This window comes from Pseudomonas orientalis (assembly GCF_022807995.1).
In the GTDB taxonomy this organism is placed as follows: domain Bacteria; phylum Pseudomonadota; class Gammaproteobacteria; order Pseudomonadales; family Pseudomonadaceae; genus Aquipseudomonas; species Aquipseudomonas orientalis_B.
This window is the reverse complement of sequence record NZ_CP094351.1, coordinates 3,576,019-3,595,722: the sequence shown is the minus strand read 5'-3', so window position 1 is coordinate 3,595,722 and position 19,704 is coordinate 3,576,019. Positions and strand designations below refer to the sequence as shown.

The 19,704-nt window shown below is 61.5% G+C and carries 16 protein-coding genes; 6 read left to right on the top strand and 10 right to left on the bottom strand.

What is annotated here, in order from left to right; translation table 11 throughout:
- Position 1: 1 nt before the first annotated feature.
- A complete protein-coding gene (aceE, locus tag MRY17_RS15890; RefSeq protein ID WP_243352463.1) occupies positions 2–2,662 on the bottom strand; it encodes a pyruvate dehydrogenase (acetyl-transferring), homodimeric type in 2,661 nt (886 codons plus the stop codon).
- Positions 2,663–2,806: 144 nt separating this feature from the next.
- Here aceE and MRY17_RS15885 point away from each other — a divergent pair, with 144 nt between their 5' ends.
- Positions 2,807–3,283: a MarR family winged helix-turn-helix transcriptional regulator gene (locus MRY17_RS15885; RefSeq protein WP_181282963.1), complete on the top strand. Its 477-nt coding sequence runs from the start codon at positions 2,807–2,809 to the stop codon at positions 3,281–3,283.
- Between the two features lie 15 nt (positions 3,284–3,298).
- On the opposite strand, the gene MRY17_RS15880 is transcribed toward MRY17_RS15885, so the two are convergent.
- From MRY17_RS15880 to MRY17_RS15870, 3 genes are all read right to left on the bottom strand, one after another.
- Positions 3,299–4,306 (bottom strand): transketolase-like TK C-terminal-containing protein, encoded by a 1,008-nt coding sequence (locus tag MRY17_RS15880; RefSeq protein WP_243352462.1) that lies wholly within the window; start codon positions 4,304–4,306, stop codon positions 3,299–3,301.
- 333 nt (positions 4,307–4,639) lie between these two features.
- Complete coding sequence (locus MRY17_RS15875) at positions 4,640–5,674, bottom strand: AraC family transcriptional regulator (protein ID WP_181282961.1); 1,035 nt, start codon at positions 5,672–5,674, stop codon at positions 4,640–4,642.
- Between the two features lie 4 nt (positions 5,675–5,678).
- Positions 5,679–6,809, bottom strand: a complete 1,131-nt coding sequence (locus MRY17_RS15870) for a carbon-nitrogen hydrolase family protein (RefSeq protein ID WP_243352461.1) — start codon at positions 6,807–6,809, stop codon at positions 5,679–5,681.
- Positions 6,810–7,020: 211 nt separating this feature from the next.
- Between MRY17_RS15870 and MRY17_RS15865 the strand changes: the two genes are divergently transcribed.
- Both MRY17_RS15865 and MRY17_RS15860 read left to right on the top strand, forming a co-directional pair.
- Complete coding sequence (locus MRY17_RS15865) at positions 7,021–9,060, top strand: NADPH-dependent 2,4-dienoyl-CoA reductase (protein ID WP_243352460.1); 2,040 nt, start codon at positions 7,021–7,023, stop codon at positions 9,058–9,060.
- Positions 9,061–9,117: 57 nt separating this feature from the next.
- Positions 9,118–10,029 carry a 1-aminocyclopropane-1-carboxylate deaminase/D-cysteine desulfhydrase gene (locus tag MRY17_RS15860; RefSeq protein ID WP_243352459.1) on the top strand — a complete coding sequence of 304 codons (912 nt, stop codon included), beginning with the start codon at positions 9,118–9,120 and terminating at the stop codon, positions 10,027–10,029.
- 176 nt (positions 10,030–10,205) lie between these two features.
- Here the strand turns inward: MRY17_RS15860 and MRY17_RS15855 are convergent, their stop codons facing one another.
- The 3 genes from MRY17_RS15855 to MRY17_RS15845 all read right to left on the bottom strand — a co-directional run bounded on the left by MRY17_RS15855 (position 10,206) and on the right by MRY17_RS15845 (position 12,875).
- Positions 10,206–10,799, bottom strand: coding sequence for a cytochrome b (locus MRY17_RS15855; protein WP_243352458.1), 594 nt, complete (start codon positions 10,797–10,799; stop codon positions 10,206–10,208).
- 112 nt (positions 10,800–10,911) lie between these two features.
- Positions 10,912–11,739 (bottom strand): phosphonoacetaldehyde hydrolase, encoded by an 828-nt coding sequence (gene phnX / locus MRY17_RS15850; protein WP_243352457.1) that lies wholly within the window; start codon positions 11,737–11,739, stop codon positions 10,912–10,914.
- A gap of 26 nt (positions 11,740–11,765) precedes the next feature.
- Positions 11,766–12,875, bottom strand: coding sequence for a 2-aminoethylphosphonate--pyruvate transaminase (locus MRY17_RS15845; RefSeq protein WP_243352456.1), 1,110 nt, complete (start codon positions 12,873–12,875; stop codon positions 11,766–11,768).
- A 111-nt stretch (positions 12,876–12,986) separates the two neighbouring features.
- Between MRY17_RS15845 and MRY17_RS15840 the strand changes: the two genes are divergently transcribed.
- Together MRY17_RS15840 and MRY17_RS15835 are read left to right on the top strand one after the other, a co-directional pair.
- Positions 12,987–13,844, top strand: a complete 858-nt coding sequence (locus MRY17_RS15840; RefSeq protein ID WP_191951940.1) for a LysR substrate-binding domain-containing protein — start codon at positions 12,987–12,989, stop codon at positions 13,842–13,844.
- Between the two features lie 98 nt (positions 13,845–13,942).
- Positions 13,943–14,650, top strand: coding sequence for a YebC/PmpR family DNA-binding transcriptional regulator (locus MRY17_RS15835; protein WP_065884874.1), 708 nt, complete (start codon positions 13,943–13,945; stop codon positions 14,648–14,650).
- Positions 14,651–15,252: 602 nt separating this feature from the next.
- On the opposite strand, the gene MRY17_RS15830 is transcribed toward MRY17_RS15835, so the two are convergent.
- On the bottom strand, positions 15,253–16,542 hold the full coding sequence (locus tag MRY17_RS15830; protein ID WP_181284400.1) for a leucine-rich repeat-containing protein kinase family protein: 1,290 nt from the start codon (positions 16,540–16,542) through the stop codon (positions 15,253–15,255).
- 277 nt (positions 16,543–16,819) lie between these two features.
- Between MRY17_RS15830 and MRY17_RS15825 the strand changes: the two genes are divergently transcribed.
- The gene (locus MRY17_RS15825) at positions 16,820–18,265 is read left to right on the top strand and encodes a catalase (RefSeq protein ID WP_243352455.1); all 1,446 of its coding nucleotides are present in this window, start codon (positions 16,820–16,822) and stop codon (positions 18,263–18,265) included.
- Positions 18,266–18,320: 55 nt separating this feature from the next.
- Here the strand turns inward: MRY17_RS15825 and MRY17_RS15820 are convergent, their stop codons facing one another.
- Both MRY17_RS15820 and MRY17_RS15815 read right to left on the bottom strand, forming a co-directional pair.
- Complete coding sequence (locus MRY17_RS15820) at positions 18,321–19,058, bottom strand: anti-sigma factor family protein (RefSeq protein ID WP_243352454.1); 738 nt, start codon at positions 19,056–19,058, stop codon at positions 18,321–18,323.
- Positions 19,055–19,561: a sigma-70 family RNA polymerase sigma factor gene (locus MRY17_RS15815; RefSeq protein ID WP_181284403.1), complete on the bottom strand. Its 507-nt coding sequence runs from the start codon at positions 19,559–19,561 to the stop codon at positions 19,055–19,057. The genes MRY17_RS15820 and MRY17_RS15815 overlap by 4 nt, the downstream gene beginning before the upstream one ends.
- Positions 19,562–19,704: the final 143 nt, after the last annotated feature.

Here is a 19,704-nt window from a genome sequence, read left to right as displayed (position 1 = left end):
CTCAGACCGTTACGGGGTCAGTCTTGTCGACGTTGATCCCGTAGCGGTTGATAGCCTCTGTGAGTTTGTCCCGACCGATCACACCGTCATCCGCCAGTGCCTTCAGCGCCGCCAGCACGATGAAGTGGCGGTCCACTTCAAAAAACTCGCGCAACGCTTCCCGGGTATCCGACTGCCCGAAACCATCGGTTCCCAGTGCCACAAAGCGGCGGCCGTGTACGAAGGGGCGAATCTGATCAGCGAATAATTTCATATAGTCCGTGGTGACCACTACTGGCCCGGTTCTACCCGCCAGGCAGTTTTCCACGTAGCTCAGGCGTGGCTCGCTTTCCGGATGCAGCAAGTTCCAGCGCTCTACAGCATGGCCGTTACGGCGCAACTCGGTCAGGCTGGTGACGCTCCACACATCGCTGTTTACAGCGAAGTCTTCCTGGAGCAGTGCCGCTGCAGCGATGACTTCGCGCAGGATCGAACCACTGCCCATCAACTGCACCCTGGCATCCGGGTGTGAGCTCAGCGGATACATGCCCTTGAGAATCCCATCCTCCACGCCTTCGGGCATGGCCGGGTGCGGGTAGTTCTCGTTGAGCAGGGTGATGTAGTAGTAAATGTCTTCCTGTTCAACATACATGCGCCGCATGCCCTCGCGAATAATCACCGCCAGCTCGTAGGAAAAGGTTGGATCGTAGGCCACGCAGCACGGAATCACCGACGCCAGGATATGGCTGTGCCCGTCGTCATGCTGCAACCCTTCACCCATCAGGGTGGTGCGCCCGGCCGTGGCACCCAGCAGAAATCCGCGGGCTCGCGCATCACCTGCCGCCCAGGCCAGGTCGCCGACGCGCTGAAAGCCGAACATCGAGTAGAAAATATAGAACGGTACCGTCGTCAGGCCGTGGTTGCTGTAGGACGTACTTGCCGCGATCCATGAGGAAATGGCACCCGATTCATTCAGGCCTTCCTGCATGATCTGTCCGTCCTTGCTCTCTTTGTAGTAGCTCAGTTGCCCGGCGTCCTGGGGGGTGTAAAGCTGGCCGACGGCGGAATGGATGCCGATCTGCCGGAACAGGCTCTCCATGCCGAAGGTGCGCGACTCGTCCGGCACGATGGGGACGATCAGCTTGCCCAGATGCGGGTCCTTGAGCAGCGTGCCGAGGATGCGTACAAACGCCATGGTGGTGGATATGGCGCGCTCGCCGGTGTCCTTGAGTTGAGTGGCGAATGCGGACAGGGGCGGGACAGTCAACGGGGCAACGTCAGTGTGCCGGGCCGGCACATACCCGCCCAGCGCCTGGCGCCGGGCATTGAAATAGCGGGCTTCTGTGCTGTCGGCCGCCGGCTTGAGGTAAGGAATTTCGTCGAGCAGGTCATCGTCCACTTCCAGCCCGAAGCGGTCGCGGAAGGCTTTTACCGCGTCGGCGCCCATCTTCTTCAATTGATGATTGATGTTCTGGCCTTCGCCCGCTTCGCCCATGCCGAAGCCCTTGACGGTCTTGGCCAGGATCACCGTGGGTTGGCCCTTGTGGCGCACTGCGGCGGCGTAGGCGTTGTAGACCTTGAGCGGGTCATGGCCGCCCCGTGAGAGTTTCCAGATATCGTCGTCGGACATGTGCGCAACCAGTGCGAGCAACTCCGGGTATTTGCCGAAGAAATGCTCGCGCACATAGGCGCCATTCTGGGATTTGTAATTCTGATAATCGCCGTCCACGCATTCCATCATGCGCTGGCGCAGCAGGCCGCTCTGGTCCTTTTCCAGCAGCGCGTCCCAGCCACCGCCCCAGATCACCTTGATCACGTTCCAGCCGGCGGCGCGGTACACACTCTCGAACTCCTGGATCACCTTGGCATTACCGCGCACCGGGCCGTCCAGGCGCTGCAGGTTGCAGTTGACGACGAAGATCAGGTTGTCGAGTTTCTCGCGACCGGCCAGGGAGATGGCGGCCAGGGATTCCGGCTGGTCCATCTCGCCATCACCGAGGAACGCCCATACCTTGCGACCCTGGTGTTGCTTGAGGCCGCGATACTCCAGGTAACGCATGAAGCGCGCCTGGTAAGCAGCCGTGATCGGACCCAGGCCCATGGACACCGTAGGGAATTGCCAGAAGTCCGGCATCAGCCGTGGGTGAGGGTAGGAAGACAGCCCTTCGCCACCGGCTTCGCGGCGAAAGTTATCCAGCTGGGCTTCGTCGAGGCGGCCTTCCAGATACGCGCGGCCGTAGATGCCAGGGGAGGAGTGGCCCTGGATGTACACCAGGTCGCCGTCGAAGGTGTCGGTTCGGCCACGGAAGAAATGCTCGAAGCCTACGTCGTACAGCACCGCGGCTGACGCATAGGTCGCGATATGCCCACCCACGCCTGAGTGTTTGCCGGCACGCAATACCATCGCCATGGCATTCCAGCGAATAAACGCATTGGTCCGACGTTCAATGTCCAGGTCACCGGGGTAGGGCAGTTCGCGTTCGGTGGCAATGGTGTTGACGTAAGGGGTGGTCACCCGCCCGTAAAAGTCGCCGTGGCGCGCGACGTCGAAATCCAGCAGCTGGTCGATCAGGTAATGGGCGCGAGGGCGGCCTTCGGCAGACAGCACCGATTCGATGGAATCCAGCCACTCGCGGGTTTCCTGCGGATCATGGTCCAGGGATGCTGCGTTATTCGGGTTCATATGAGACTCCAGGGTAGGCGGATTCCGGGCGGCGAGCGCCTTGTGGGCGGGCTGCGATATGGTTGCAATTGCAACTACATGCCGGAATTTAGCTCGGGATGAGCTACTATTGCAACCTTCTTGAAATTCCCCGGATGGTGTTGCATGTCGTCGAAAGAGCCTGATGTCTGGTTCCGTTTTGTCAGGGCCCACAGGACGGTCATCCGTGAGATCGAGCGCCGGTTGAGCGAGGCGCAGCTGCCGCCGTATGCCTGGTACGACGCGTTGTGGGGCCTGGAAAGCGGTCCTGAAGGCACGCGCCGTATGCATGAATTGGCCGATGTGCTGGCCATTGAGCGCTACAACCTCACGCGTTTGGTCGACCGCCTGGAAAAGGACGGTCTGGTGGTGCGCTCGCGTTCCGACGGTGACGGCCGCGCGGCGTTTGCCTCGATCACCGAAGCAGGCCGTACGCTGCGCAAAAAAATGTGGAAAATCTACGAAAGCACCGTGGATGAGCTGTTCCTGTCGCAGATTGAGCCTGAGCATCGCCAGGCCTTTGCCGATGCACTCGAGCGTACGGCGGGGTTGGCGATGGGGGCCGGCGTGCAGACCCGTAGTCGGCGCAAGACGTCAATGTGATGAACCGTGGCCAGGTCATTTCAGGTCATACCTCTGCAGGGCACCTTCCAGTCTTTGTGTATCGAAATGCCCTTCATCGGCCAGGGCTTTTAAGGCCAGCACTGCAATCCAGTAGCGGTTCGGCGCGGCTGGCTGCACCGAGCCCGCGCCCAGCGCCACGAAGCGTGTGTCCACATGGGCGGCCAACTGGTCGACAACCACTTGTGGGTAGCCGGTGACGGCAATCACCGGTGTTCGGCTCCCCGCCAGGCAGTCGCGCAGATGGCTGCTGCGTCTGGGCGCGCATGGATGCAGGCGGTTCCAGCGCTCAGCGGCCGCCGCCTCGCGCGCCAGTCGGGTGTAACTGGGGCAACTCCATACGTGCGCTGTGATACCCCATTGCTGCTCCAGCAACTGCGCGGCCTGTATGACCTCTTCCAAGGCTCGACCGGCACCCAGCAAGCGCACGTTTGCCACGCCGGCAGGTCGCCGGACTGGATACATGCCCTTGATCGCACCCTCGCGGTCCAGCGCCTGCGGTGCGAGGGTGCTGTGCTGATCATGCAGCGCCAGGTAATAAAAGCCCGGCTGGCCATCCACGTACAGCGTACGCAATCCGGCCAGCACGACGGCCCGTGCCTCTTCGCCCGAGGCAGGGTCATAGGGCGTACAGCGTGGATGGTTCGCCAGCCATAATGGCAGCGACGGTTGCGCACCCTTTGGCCAAGGAGATGGATGGGTTTCGCTGTCATTGCACAAAATACCGCGCTGAGCCGTCTGGTCTGACAATGCGCACAATTGGGCCGACGATGTGGCGCTGTGCAGGTAGAGCAGCGGTTTCTCCCCGGTATTGCGCGCAAACCAGGTAGGCCAGTTACCCGGGCGCCGACTGCGCGACTGGCCGCGAATCACCCAGGCCTGGCGGCTGGATTCCAGCGTGCCGGCCATGCTCATGACCGTGTACAGCGGCGAGCTGGGCGAGTCTGCGCAGGTGTCAAGTGCATCGATGCACAGCTGCGCGGCGTGTTCGTTAGAGGCGGGCATGGGGGCGTGGCTCCTGGCGAAAGATTTGCCTACCCTAATGGAACTTGCCTTTTGATTGCAATTGCAATGATTGCAATAGTGCCTCGGTCTCCCGACTAAATCAGTCCGCCGCTGACGCGTTTAATTTTCAAGTGCAGGAACGTCACGGCGCCGACATTTTTTCGTCATGACGGCACTTTAGGCTGGTTGGGCTGGTCATTAATTGCGCTGGCGCGTTTAACTCAAAAAGGAGTCCACCATGGACGATTACCAGGAAGAACTGTTGGAGTACCAGGCATTCGAGCTCGACCCGTTGGATCCGGTCGACGATGCCACCGAGCTGTAAGCCCGACTTCAGGCGGAATGCCGCTGACTGCGGCGAAATTCGCCTGGGGTCTGGTTGTTCCAGCGCCTGAAGGCGCGCTGGAAGGCTTGGGCCGAGGCAAATCCGAGCAAGTAAGCGATCTCGCCAAAGGCCAGTTCCGTGTCGCGAATGTAGGTCATGGCCAGATCGCGGCGAGTATCGTTGAGAATCGCGCGAAATTGCGTGCCTTCGTCGGCCAGTTTGCGGCGCAGGGTCCAGGTGGGTAGCTTCAAGCGTGCCGCCACTTCTTCCAGGTCGGGTTCCCGGCCACCATTGAGCATTGGCCCCAGCAGACGAGTAATGCGCTCGCGCAGGCTGCGGGTGCGGGTCAGTTGCTCCAGTTCCCTTTCACACAGCTGTAACAACAGGTGCCACGTGCTCGGGCAGTGCTGCGGGTTGCGCAGGGCCAGGGTGGCCTGGGTCAGGCGCAGTTGATTGCTGTCGGCGCCGAACTGCACCGGCGTGTCCCCCAGCACGGCATACAGATGGCTGTATTCGGGGGCCTGGAATTCGATTTCGATGCGTTGGGCCTGCACCGGCTGTTGCGCCAGGCTCGACAGTTGATGCAGCCAGCCGGCGATGATCGAGTCCACCACGAAGCGGTTATAGGCATTGTAGGGGCTGATGGAATAAAACCTGAGCCAGGCGCCTTCGGCGTCTTCATGAAAGCTCGATTGCCCACGGTAGTTGGAACCATACAGTGGTTCGAAGCGCGTCAGCGTGCGCGCGGCTTCGCGTACGGTCGGTGCCTGGGCGGCGGTGACACCGGCGAGCCCGGCCTGGCTCAGGCGACTGAGCTGACCCATGCGCAGGCCCAGGCCTGGATCGCCGGTCAGTTGAATCGCCGCATGGCCCAGGCGCATATAGCGCGGGATCGACAAGCGCGCACCTGCTTCGGCCAGGCGTGCCGGGTCCAGGCCGTATTGCAGCAACAAGGGTTGCGGATCCAGGCCGTGGCTGTGGACGGCATCGGCCAGGGTGTGCACGAAACCCACCGACAGATCCCCCAGGCGTACCGGCTTCATGCGGTTATAGCCAGATATTCAGCAGGCGTGCGCCACGGGCATCGCCGTCGGCAAACAGTTGCCCGTTGCGGCTGAGAAAGCTTTGTCCGGCGCTGCCCAGGTCCCAGAACTGGCCACGCAAAAACACGCTCATACCCGCCGTGGCCTGGCTGATCGGTGGCTGGCCGATCAGGGTCAGGCGGCGCCAGGCTTCGCCCTCGCTGGTTTCTTCGGGCTTCAGACTGACTTCGGACGGGGTCGACACGCTCTTGAAGCCGCGCCACGGGCGGTCCCAGGTGTCACGCCCGGTCACATAGGCCGGCACGGCAATCAGTTGGGCGCCTTGTTCGTTGAGCTTGCGGTAGTTGTCCGGGTACCAGCTGTCGCTGCCGATCAGCACGCCCAGGCGCCCGGCCGGGGTGTCGACCACGCTGACAATGTTTTCATCGCCGGGTTCGATAAAGCCGCGTTCGTCGTAGATCGGATACAGCTGGCGCTGCGGCTGGCCCAGGGGCAACCCATCGGCGGCGAAGACCACGCTGACGTTGTACAGCGCACCATGGCCGACCTGCAGTTGCCCCAGGCTCACACTGGGGTTGGGCAGGGCGATGGAACCGGCCACCAGGGTCACGCCGAATTCCTTGGCCAGGCCGCCAAACAGCACTTGGTAATCGCGCGCCATGCCGGGAGCTTTCATGCGCAGGTAGGCATCGTCCATGCGGTTGTCACCGGTCGCGCTGATCCAGGCACGCAGGAACTGCAACGGGTTGCTGATCGACAGCCAGTTCATCGCGTCCTTGAGGTGGGTGGCCTGGTACAACTCATTTTTTTCGCCGGCCAGCATCAGCCAGGTGCCGACATGTTCCGGCAGCACGACGACGGTCTTGTCGTTGATCAGGCCCTGTTCGCGGGCCTTTTGCAGGTAGGCCGAGAGCTTCAGGTGCAGGCGCTCCAGGCTCTGATAGTCGGCAGGGAACAGCTCCGGCTGGATACCCAGCAGGTTGCCACGCTCGGCCGGCTGACCTTCATTGACCGCGAGGGTGATGCGCAGGTCCGACAGGTAATGCGCCACAGGGCGCTCCTGGGTCCAGACCAGATACGCGGCGAGGGCGGCAACCAGGGCCATGGTGACGGTGAACACAAGTAATTTACGCATGGGGCAACAGACAACAGACCGGGGGCGGGGTTCGCCGCTAGGGTAGGGCCCCTGGCCGTGATTGCCAAGGGCTGCTGTGCATTTGGATCAATAAGTTGTCAGTTTCAGTCATTGAGCGGTAGGTGATCGCCTCTTAGTCTGTGGGACATAAACCGATGGGGTGCCATTCGAGCCCTCCACGTCCCGTGATGATCCGTTGTGGAGCTGTACCATGAGCGCTGCTGCCTACCCGCACCTGCTGGCCCCGTTGGACCTGGGTTTTACTACTCTGCGCAACCGCACCCTGATGGGCTCGATGCACACTGGCCTGGAAGAAAAGCCCGGCGGTTTCGAGCGCATGGCGGCCTATTTCGCCGAGCGCGCCCGAGGCGGCGTCGGCCTGATGGTGACCGGCGGCATTGGCCCGAATGATGAAGGTGGCGTGTATGCCGGCGCGGCCAAGCTGACCACCGACGAAGAGGCGCAAAAGCACCGAATCGTTACGCGGGCCGTGCACGATGCCGGTGGCAAGATCTGCATGCAGATCCTGCATGCCGGGCGTTATGCCTACAGCCCAAAGCAGGTAGCGCCGAGTGCGATCCAGGCGCCGATCAACCCGTTCAAGCCCAAAGAGCTGGACGAGGAGGGCATCGAGAAGCAGATCCAGGACTTTGTCACCTGCGCGCGGCTGGCCCAGATTGCCGAATACGACGGCGTGGAAATCATGGGTTCCGAAGGTTACTTCATCAATCAGTTCCTGGCCGCCCACACCAACCATCGCACCGACCGCTGGGGTGGCAGCTTTGAAAACCGTATGCGCCTGGCCGTGGAAATCGTGCGCCGGGTGCGCGAAGCGGTCGGCCCGAATTTCATCATTATTTTCCGCCTGTCGATGCTGGATCTGGTCGAGGGCGGCAGCGTCTGGGAAGAAGTCGTGCAGTTGGCCAAGGCCATCGAGCAGGCCGGCGCAACCATCATCAACACCGGTATCGGCTGGCACGAAGCACGTATCCCGACCATTGCCACCAAAGTGCCGCGCGCGGCGTTCAGCAAGGTCACCGCCAAGTTGCGGGGCGCGGTGCAGATTCCACTGATCACCACCAACCGTATCAACACCCCGGAAGTCGCCGAACAGATCCTCGCCGAGGGCGATGCCGATATGGTCTCGATGGCGCGGCCGTTTCTCGCCGACCCGGAGTTCGTCAACAAGGCCGCTGCCGGGCGCGCTGACGAGATCAACACCTGCATCGGCTGCAACCAGGCGTGCCTGGACCACACCTTTGGCGGCAAGCTGACTACCTGCCTGGTCAATCCGCGTGCGTGCTATGAGACCGAGCTCAACTACCTGCCCGTGCAGCAGATCAAGAAAATTGCCGTCGTCGGTGCAGGTCCTGCCGGGCTGGCTGCTGCTACGGTGGCTGCCGAGCGTGGGCACCAGGTGACCTTGTTCGATTCGGCCAGCGAGATTGGCGGCCAGTTCAACATCGCCAAGTGCATACCGGGCAAGGAAGAGTTTTTCGAAACCCTGCGCTACTTCAAGCGCAAATTGCAGACCACCCACGTCGAGCTGTGCCTGAACACCCGTGTGGATGTGGCGCAACTGGTGGCGGGCGGTTACGACGAAGTGATCCTGGCCACCGGTATCGCGCCGCGTACGCCGGCGATCCCGGGTGTGGAGAATCCCAAGGTGCTCAATTACCTGGACGTGATCCTGGAGCGCAAGCCGGTCGGCAAGCGCGTAGCGGTGATTGGCGCGGGCGGTATCGGTTTCGACGTGTCGGAATTCCTGGTGCATCAGGGCGTGTCCACCAGCCTGAATCGCGAAGCGTTCTGGAAAGAATGGGGCATCGACACCCGACTCGAAGCCCGTGGCGGCGTGGCCGGGATCAAGCCCGAGTGCCATGCACCGGCGCGTGAAGTCTTCCTGCTGCAACGCAAGGCCTCCAAGGTCGGCGACGGCCTGGGCAAGACCACCGGCTGGATCCACCGTACCGGCCTGAAAAACAAACAGGTGCAGATGCTCAACAGCGTGGAATACTTGAAGATCGATGATGAAGGCCTGCATATCCGCATCGGCGCCGAGGGCGAAACCCAGGTGCTGGCGGTGGACAACATCGTCATCTGTGCCGGCCAGGACCCGCTGCGCGAGCTGCATGACGGCCTGGTCGCCGTCGGGCAGAACGTGCACCTGATCGGCGGTGCCGATGTGGCAGCCGAGCTGGACGCCAAGCGCGCCATCAACCAGGGTTCGCGCCTGGCTGCCGAGCTGTAAGTCGCCGAAGAGGGGCGGTGGTAGACTACCGCCTCTTTTTCATTCAGATACCTCTCGATGGGCCCTTTCGACTGGCTGCCCCGCGCACCCCTTGAACCTGTGCAGCTCGATTGGCTGAACGGGATCGAGTTGGCGGTGCTGCGCCTGGACCGTATCGATCCGCTGATCAGCGGCAACAAGTGGTTCAAGCTCACCGAACACCTGAACCAGGCACGACACGCGGGGGCCACCGGGGTCATCAGCCTCGGCGGATCTTACTCCAACCATCTGCACGCACTGGCGGCGGCAGGCAAGCGCTTTGGCTTTCCAACGGTCGGCCTGTTGCGCGGCCATCCTCAAGACACACCCACCGTGCTCGACCTCAGGGCGTTCGGCATGCAATTGCATTGGCTCGGATACGGCGGCTATCGCGCACGCCATGAGCCGGATTTCTGGTTGCCTTGGCGCGAACAGTATCCCCATCTCCATCCGGTACCCGAAGGCGGCGGCGGGCTGGCCGGTGCGCTGGGCTGCGGGGTGCTGGTCGAGCAGGCGCAGGCGCAGTTGAGCCAGCTCGGTTGGGCGGATTACGACGCCTGGTGGCTGGCAGCCGGTACCGGGACGACCCTGGCCGGCTTGGCACTGGCCGAGGCGGGCAGGCATATTGTGTACGGCGCCTTGGCAGTGCCGGACGATCACGGTGTCGCGCAGAACGTAAGTGCGATGGTGCACAACGGTTACGAACTGATCGACGCCAGCCGAGGCGGCTTTGCCAAGGTCGATCCGCTGCTGCTCGATTTTATCGAACGCACCGAACAGGCCAGCGGTGTGCCGCTGGAGCCGCTCTACACCGGCAAAACGCTGCTGGCATTGAAGCAACAGATCGAGGCCGGACGCTTCGCCCCCGGCGCTCGCTTGATCTTCATCCACACCGGCGGCCTGCAAGGCCGCCGAGGTTTCAATGCCTTTGCGGGAGGGGCCTTGCCCTGATGCCAGTCAGTCAAGCGAACGTCGCCCTCTGTAGGAGCGAGCTTGCTCGCGAAAGACGTCAACGATAACGCGTGCTTCCTGATTGAACGCGGCGCCTGTGAGTTTTTCGCGAGCAAGCTCGCTCCTACAAAAAGCCTTAACTGACTGGCATCAGGGCTTGCGCCCGATAAGGTGTATCACTCGATGAATGTGCCCGCTGACTCAACGCCACCGGAAGCAAGTCCCCTCCCACCCGGCATCATTCTCAGCGCTGTGTTATCGCGCAGCACGTAGTGATGAAAGATTCCCGCCAACGCATGCAGCCCGATCAGCCAGTAACCAATTTGGCCAAACAGCACATGCCAGCCTTCGATCTCCTTGGCCAGTGACTTGTTTTCAGCGATCAGCGGCGGCAATTCCATCCCATAGAACATCACCGAATGCCCCTCGGCACTGACGATCAGCCAGCCGGCAATCGGCATGCCGATCATCAAGGCATACAGCGCGAAGTGGGTCAGGGTCGCCAACAGGCGCTGCCATGGCGGCGGCGCCGGCACGATCTTCGGCGCCACGCCCAGGCTGCGGGCGAACAGGCGCAGCCACACCAGCACAAACACGGTGAGGCCGAACATAAAGTGCATCTCGACGATCAGCGTGCGTGCACCGCTGCCTTTGGGGAACTGGCCGCGCAACTCAATGCAGGCGTAGACCACCGCCAGCAGCACCACCATCAACCAGTGCAATGCAATCGACATGGTGCTGTAGCGCGTATCGGAATTTTTCCACGGCATCGTTGGGTTCCTCACTCATCAGGGGCATACCTCCGCTCTTTGACGGAGTGGGTTAACTGTATGCCTGTTTTAAGCGCTTCGCCTGTTGTGAATGCCGCTGCATTGACCTTCATCAGTGGCTTTGCGGCATTTCTCCGCGAGCCAGGCGTGCGTTGATATCAGCGATCACCTGCGGCAGATCGGTAATGGTGTCGATCAGGTAGTGCGGGCGTGAGCCTTCGAACATCGCTTCGATACGCTGGCGCTCGATGGCCAGTGTGGCGCTGTCCAGCGCCCGGAATTGCTCATGGTTCAGGCCCAGGGCGTTGCCGGAACAGGTCAGCGCCACCGTCCACATGCCTGCGCGTCGGCCTTCGAGGATACCCGGCACCGTGTCGTCGACTTTCACGCACGCCGCCACATCGTCAATGCCCAGCGCGATCACGTTAGCCAGCGCCTGCGCCGGCCACGGGCGGCCATTGGGCACTTCGTCGGTGGCAACCACATGGTCGGCCACGTAGCCGTTGCTGGCGGCCAGGGCGACCACCTTGTCCATCACTTGTTTGGGGTAACCGGAGCAGGAGCCGATCTTGATGCCCTGGGCACGCACGCCGGCGAGGGTGTCGAGGGCGCCTGGGATGAGGGCCGAGTGTTCGGCGATTTTTTCGATCTGCAGCGGCATGAAGCGTTGATAGATCGCGCTCACGTCTTCGTCGGTCGGCGTGCGGCCGAAGGCCTTGCGATATCGCTCGGCGACCTGCGGCTGGTCGCAGAGGGTGCGAATGTGGTCCCACTTGCCCATGCCCATCGGGCCACGGGCTTCTTCGATGGACACCTGTACGCCAAACTCGGCGAAGGCTTCGACAAAAATCTGCGTCGGGGCAAAGGAGCCGAAGTCGACCACGGTGCCGGCCCAGTCGAGGATGACGGCCTGGAGGGTGGTGGGGTTCTGATAGTTCATGATGCGGGTCCTGTGTAAGGGGGCAATCAAATGTCCAGCACGTCCATTTCCTGCAGCGCCTCGGCGATGGCCTCGACCGCCGCGCGCATGCCGGTCGTATCGACATGGCCGATACAGCCCACGCGGAAGGTGTCCACCTGGGTCAATTTGCCCGGATAGAGGATGAAACCCTTGGCCTTGACCCGTTCGTAAAAGTCCGTGAACTGGTAGCGCGGGTCTTTCGGTGCGTGGAAGGTGACGATGATCGGCGCCTGGATCGCCGCCGGCAGGAAGCTGCGCAGGCGCAGTTCGGCCATGCCGTCCAGGAGCGTGCGGCAGTTGGTGGCGTAGCGTTGGTGGCGGGCGGGCAGGCCGCCTTCTTCGTGGTATTGCAACAGCGCTTCGTGCAGGGCGGCGACCACGTGGGTGGGCGGGGTGAAGCGCCACTGGCCGGTGCGCGCCATGTAGCTGTGCTGGTCGAACAGGTCCATTGCCAGGGAATGACTGTTACCTTGCGCTGCGGTCAGCACGGTCTTTTCGGCGAAGATAAAGCCCATGCCCGGCACGCCTTCCAGGCATTTGCCGGAGGCTGCGATCAATGCGTCGAAGGGCACTTGGCGCGCATCGATCGGCAGCGCGCCGAAGGAACTCATGGCGTCGATGATCAAGCGCTTGCCGTGGCGTTTGACCACCTCGGCGATCTGCGCCAGCGGATTGAGAATGCCGGTGCTGGTTTCGCAGTGGATCAGCGCGACATGGGTGATCGCCGCGTCGGCGTGCAGCAGACGGTCCACATCGGCAGCGGTGGTGGGTTGGTCTTCCGGGGTTTCAAAGATGCTGTACGTGCGGCCGAGCACTTCACAGATCTTCGCCAGGCGCTTGCCGTAGGCGCCGTTGATCAGCACCAGCACCTTGCCGTTACGCGGCACGAGGGTGCCGATGGCGGCTTCGACGGCAAAAGTGCCGCTGCCTTGCAACGGCACGCAATGGTGGCTGTCGGCGCCATGGATGATCGCCAGCAAATGCTCGCACACGCTGGCGGTGAGTTGGTTGAAACGCTCATCCCAGGAACCCCAATCCACCATCATCGCCTGACGGGTACGGTTGGACGTGGTCAGCGGGCCTGGGGTCAGCAGAAGTGGTGCGGCAGGGGTCATCTCGGGTCCTCGTAAAACAACGGGTCGACTCTACGGCGCCTAAATTGCAGTTTGGCTTGTCATCAATCAAATTGTTTGTTGTTATGCGAGCTATCAGTGAGGCCGATGATTATGAACCTGTTCCAACTGCGCGCATTCGATGCGGTGGCCCGTGAGGGCAGTTTTACCCGTGCGGCCGCCCGGCTGTTCATCAGCCAGCCGGCGGTGACCGGGCACATCAAGGCGCTGGAGGAGCACTACCAGATCCCGTTGCTGCGCCGCACCGCGCGGCGGGTCGAGTTGACCGAGGAGGGCGCCCGCCTGGCGGCCATCACCCGGGCCATCTTCGGCCTGGTGGATGAGGCCCAGGCCATGCTCGAAGCCAACCGCCAATTGCTCACCGGGCGTCTGGAAGTGGCGGCGGACGGCCCGCACCTGGTGATGCCGATGATCGCCCGGCTGCGCGCCCACTATCCGGGCGTCACGGTGAATCTGCGCCTGGGTAATGCCCAGGAAGCGCTGGCGGCATTGCTGTCCGAACATGCAGACGTGGCGGTGCTGACCGAAGTGGCGCCGCGCAAAGGCCTGTACCTGCATCCCTTGGGTGAGTCACGTATTTGCGCACTGGTGCCGGTCGCGCATCCGTGGGCAGAGCAGACCGAGGGCATTGCCCTGACGGCGTTGAACGAGGCGATCATGGTGCTGCGCGAGCCCGGTTCCATCACGCGGCGTACCTTTGATGATGCGTGCCTGGCTGCGGATGTGCGACCCAGGGTGCTGCTGGAACTGGACAGCCGGGAAGCGGTGACCGAGGCGGTTGCGGCCGAGTTGGGCGTCGGGGTGGTGTCGTCGATGGAGGTCAGCCAGGACCCGCGCGTACGCGCCGTGCCGATCCTGGCCGATGGCCTGCTGAACCGGCACTGGCTCGGTTGCCTGGAGCGGCGCCGGTCGCTGCGCCTGATTCAGGCGTTTTTCGAGTTGGCGCCTTGAGGGTTTTTGGTGGAACGATGCGTTGCTGCGCTATAAACTCTGCCCCCAAAGCGCCGGCCAGTAGACGTTTCGGCGCCATGGAAAGTAGAGAGTGAGTCATGGGCGCACAGTGGAAAGTCAAACATAAAGAAGCGGCAGCCAATGCCAAGGGCAAGATCTTCGGCAAGCTGGTGAAAGAAATCACCATCGCCGCCCGCAACGGTGCGGACACCTCGACCAACGCTCACCTGCGTCTGGTGGTGGAGCAGGCCAAGAAGGCCTCGATGCCCAAGGAAACCCTGGACCGCGCGATCAAGAAGGGCGCCGGCCTGCTGGGTGAAACCGTGCAGTACCACCGCGTCACCTACGAAGGTTTCGCCCCGCACCAGGTGCCGTTGATCGTCGAGTGCGTCACCGACAACATCAACCGCACCGTCGCGGAAATCCGCGTGGCGTTCCGCAAGGGCCAACTGGGGGCTTCCGGCTCGGTGGCCTGGGACTTCAACCACGTCGGGCTGATCGAAGCATCGCCGGACACCCCGGACGCTGATCCGGAAATGGCCGCCATCGAAGCCGGCGCCCAGGACTTTGAAGACGGCGAAGAAGCAGGCACTACCTTGTTCATTACCGAAACCACCGACCTGGACGCCGTGCAGAAAGCCTTGCCGGAACAGGGCTTCACCGTGCTGTCGGCCAAGCTGGGTTACCTCTCGAAAAACCCGGTCAGTGGTTTGACCGATGAGCAGATGGCCGAAGTCGAGGCGTTCCTGGAAGGCCTGGACAACCATGATGATGTGCAGGATATGTTTGTCGGCCTGGCTGGCTGATTCTATCTGGATGCATGCAGTCAAAATGCGGGCAGTTAAAATGTGGGAGGGGGCTTGCCCCCGATGGCGGCCTCAGGGCCAGCCAGTATCTTGGATCAGACCGAGTACATATCCATTATTTAGGTAACGGCCACTTAGGGTTCCGCCCTGACGGCGGCTCACTTTTGAAAAGCGCAAAAGTAAGCAAAACGCTCTTGCCCCACCACTCGGCACCTCGCCTAGGCTCGGTGTGCCCTCACTCCGGCTTGAATCCGTGGGCCGCCGCAATGGGCCATCCATGGCCCAGTGCGGCTAACCCGGCGTCCTGCCGGGTTACCCACGGATTCAAGCCTGCGTTCGGCCAGCGTGGTTTAACGGGGCGCCTAGGATCAAAAGCAGATCAAGATCAAGATCAAGAGCGGCTCGCTGCGCATCGTGGTTAGCGTTGGGCGTTGTGTAGATACCCATGGCACACCGCCCCCTGTAGGAGCGAGCTTGCTCGCGAAAAACGTCAACGATAACGCGTGCGTCCTGAATGAACGCGGTGCCTGTGGGTTTTTCGCGAGCAAGCTCGCTTCTACAGACACCAGGGCTAGCCCCCTCCCACATTTGTTCCAGTGGTGTCAGAGCGCGCTCAGCAAGACTTCGATCTCTTCGAAGTTTGGTCGCGCCAGCACCTGTGGCTGACAGCAGCTGATTTGCAGTTCAACCAGCTCGTCTGCAACGGCCCCCTCGACCCGCTCCAGCAACTCCCCCAGCAGCACGCCGAACGCGCGTACTTCAATGCGCTGCAGTGCTCTGGTTTCCGCGGTGTCCGCGGTGGCATGGAAGGACGCCGCGCCAAAGTCCCCGAGCAAACAATCGCCCGCCGCATTCCACAAAATATTGTGGCCATACAGGTCGCCGTGGGTAATGCCGTGCCGGTGCAGGTGCGCGGCGACCGAGGCGATACCGCGAGCCATGCGCAGTGCCACATCCAGGCTGAAACGGGTGTCGGGTGCGTAGATATCCCGCGTGCACGAGGCCAGGCTCGGCAACGCCGCGAGGTTGCGGTAGCTTGGGTCGATCAGGTCCATCACCAGTGCAGCCTGTTGATCGGGGTGATCGCTGACGCGGCCTTCGACCTTGATCAGGTTGGGGTGCAGCCCGGCGGCAATGCAGGCTTGCATTTCATGCAGCGGTGAACCGTCGCTGGTGATGGTGCCTTTGTACAGCTTGACCGCGACCGGCATCGCCTGGGGTTTCCACAGCGCCTTGCGAATAATCCCCGAGGCGCCTTCGCCCAGCACTTCGCCCAGTTGCAGGTCGGTCCAGGGAATGTCCGGCGTCGCGTCGGCCGTCACTTCCATGGCCATTTCCACCGGGTTACCGGCGTACGCCAGCCAGGTCAGGCTCGGCAGGGTCAGCAGCCACTGCGGCAGGTGGGTCAGTCGGTTGGACGCGATGCGGATCAACTCAAGGTTTTCGCACTGGGCCAGGCTGGGCGGCAATTGCGCCAGTTGGTTGCCGGCCAGCATCAGCTTTTGCAGCAGCGGGCGTTGGCCGAGTTCGTCGGGCAATTGGCTGATGCAATTGTCGGTGAGGATCAGCCAGCGCAATTGCGGCGGCAGAGCGGCCGCCGGCACCCGCTCGATGCGGTTGGCCTTGAAGCCGATCATGCTCAGTTCGGCGCATCGGCCCAGGCATTCGGGCAGTTCGGTGAAGGCGTTGTCCGAGCAGAACAGCACGCGCAGGTGCCGCAGGCGGTGCAGGTCGTCCGGCAGGCTGCTCAAGGCGTTGCCCGTAAGGTTGAGGATTTCCAGCGAGTCGGCCAGTTCGAAGATTTCCCGAGGGAACTCGGTCAAACCGCAGGCCAGGTCCAGGCGGGTAGCGCCGGCCAATTGGCCGGCCTTGAGTTGGGCGAGGGTATCCATGCGCTTTGAGTTCACTCGAAAGGAAAAAGGACTGATGATGCAGCAATATCAGCGATGCCAACGGTTGGGTGGTTTTTTATCGTGCTCGAAAAAGCAGCTATATTAATGGAGTCGCTGCTGTCCATGAATGGAACGAAGCGCTATTAGCTTGAAGTTTTCGCTTGAGAATCCGTATCAAAGTCCATGTAGTAGGAAATAAATGGTGTCATCTTGATGGTCGGTAGTCCTCTCAGCTCGTTAGGCGGCGGTCCTATGAATGATTTGAGGAGTATTGAATATGTGTCCCACAACCCTTACTACCGATGGCGGCGCTCCCGTTGCAGATAACCAGAACTCACGAACTTCCGGGCGTATCGGCCCCATCGCGATCGACGATGTTCTATTGATCGAAAAGCTTGCCCATTTTAACCGTGAAAATATTCCTGAACGGCGTGTGCACGCCAAAGGGGCAGCCGCATACGGTACCTTCACGGTTACGAACGACATCAGCAGGCTCAGCCGCGCCGCCCTGTTCAGCAGTATTGGCAAGCAAACGCCGATTTTTACACGGTTCTCCAGTGTCATTGGCTCCCGCGGCTCTGCGGACACCGTGATCAACCCGCGTGGCTTTTCCGTAAAGTTCTACACCGAGCAAGGTAATTGGGACCTTGTGGGCAATAACACGCCGGTGTTCTTTATTCGTGACCCGATAAAATTTCCAGACTTTATCCATTCTGAAAAACCTGACCCGCAGACCAACCTGCCAAATGCAGAGCATGTGTGGGACTTTCTTTCGCTCTCCCCTGAGTCACTGCACCAAGTCACCATCCTGTTTTCAGACCGTGCTATTCCCGATGGCTTCCGCCACATGCATGGGTTTGGCAGTCATACCTTCAGTTTGTTAAATAATGCCAATACGCGTACGTGGGTCAAATGGCATTTTGAGACCCAGCAAGGGATTAAAAACCTGACCACGGCGGAAGGGATGCGACTGGCCGGTGCAGACCCGGATTACGCCACGCGCGATTTGTTCAACGCCATCGACAATGGGAATTTTCCCAAGTGGACGGTGCGTATACAGACCATGACCGAGGCGCAGGCCGATGCTTCTGTCGAGAACCCCTTCGATGTCACCAAGATATGGCCGCATGCCCAGTTTCCGCTGAGGGACGTAGGCGTGATCGAGTTGAATCACAATGTGCAAAACTATCATGCCGAAGTTGAGCAGTCGGCCTTCTGCCCGGCCAATGTGGTCCCAGGGATTGGCTTGTCGCCTGATCGCATGTTGCAAGGTCGGGTATTCGCTTACCCCGATGCACAACGTTATCGTATTGGCACCAATTACCAGCAACTGCCGATCAATGCGCCACTGAGTCCAGCACAAAATTATCAACGCGATGGCGCTATGGCGTCAGGTACAAATGGTGGCGCCAGCCTCAATTACGAACCCAACAGTGATGTCGAAGCGCCTAAACAAGACTCGAGATTTGTAGAGCCGTTGCTACGCCAAGGCGGTGCCACAGCTCGTTACAACCATCGGGTGGATAACGACTATTACTCACATCCACGGGCCCTGTTCAACCTCATGACCCCCGCAGAAAAGGCGGTGTTGTTCGCCAATATTGGTGGGGCGATGGCCGGGGTCAGTGATGCAGTAGTGCTGCGTCAACTGACAAACTTCGCAGGAGTGAGTGCCGAATATGCACAGGGGGTTGCCGCTGAGCTTGGGATCCCTTGGCCTTGATGTAGGACGGGCTATGGGGCTGTCTATCTCTCATCGGGCAGTAAAACTCGGGCCTCTATAGCTTCTGCATCGGCGGGGCGGGCTGGTCCGCCGGGCTGACCACCGCATAGTTGTAGCCCGCGCCGGACCAGTATTGAGCCTGCAAACCATCGGCACTGCGACTGCCACGAGGCAGGAAACCGTTTTCCGGGCCAGGTGGGCGGATGTAGAAACTGATGCGTCGGCCCTGCGGGTCTTCGTACAGCACCATGGCGGCGGCGCCTTGCTCGGTGGTCAGCAAGCGCCCGCTGACCGGGATGAACCCTGCCGCGCTGAGGTCGGGCAGGCGGTGCGCCTGGCTGAAGTAGCGATCCAGCCAGGCTTGCATCGTGCTGCTACCCTGGCCCTTATAGTCCGCCGGCATCATGCCGTCCTGGGCAAACAAGCGAAACGCCTGCATCGCATCGGCCATCGGCAACAGCGCTGGCTGGGTGGCTTCACGGGCGTGCCAGCCCCCGATACCGCCGAGGCTCACCGCGATCAGCAACACGGCGGCCGTGGCAAAGTGGCGGCGCGACTGGCGCTTGAGGCGCTGACGGATCAGCGCCGGGTCCAGGTCCGGGTTGGCTGGCTGTTGCAGGGCACCGCCTAACGCGGCGCGCAGCAATTGCGCGTCATGCTGCCAGGCATGGACCTGGGCGGCGACGTCCGGATGGGCCGCCAGGTAAGTTTCGAGCACGCGGCGATCACTCTCCAACAGTTGGTGATCGACGTAGGCATGCAAATCGCGTTCGCTGGGGGGCAGGCTGATCATTTGAGTATCCGCAGGGAAGGGCTGGCGATTTCGCCATCACTGAGTTGACGCAAGGCTTGCCGCGCCCGCGATAGACGCGACATCACGGTGCCTATGGGCACGTCGAGAATCTCGGCGACCTCCTTGTAGCTCATGCCCTCGACCGAGACCCACAGCAGCAGCGCCCGCTGCTCGGTGTTGAGTTGATCGAAGGCTTGCAGGGTCGACTGGGCGATCACGGTGCGCTCGACCGATGGCTGCGCATCGTCACGCCCGGTGAAGAACTCCAGCATCCGTGCGTAGCGTCGGGTGCGACGGTGGGCATCGAGGAATTGCCGGTAGAGGATCGAGAACAGCCAGGCGCGCAAGTCGCCTTCGACGCGTTTCTCTGCCCAATGGGTGATCGCCCGTTCCAGGGTTGACTGCACCAGGTCGTCGGCACTGCTGGCGTTACGGGTCAGGGACACGGCAAAGCGCCGCAGCCTGGGGATGAGTTCACGTAACTGTTCGTCGAGTTCATGCATGGGCGTCTGGTTGATCACTACGCGGCTGGGACTACGCTGGGACTAGGGAGACGTCCGGCGCCGAAGGTTATTCCATGGGCCGAAAAATAAACCGCGGCCAGGGAATAGAGTTTATCGGCGTGCGTCTCAATGCTCCGACCTTA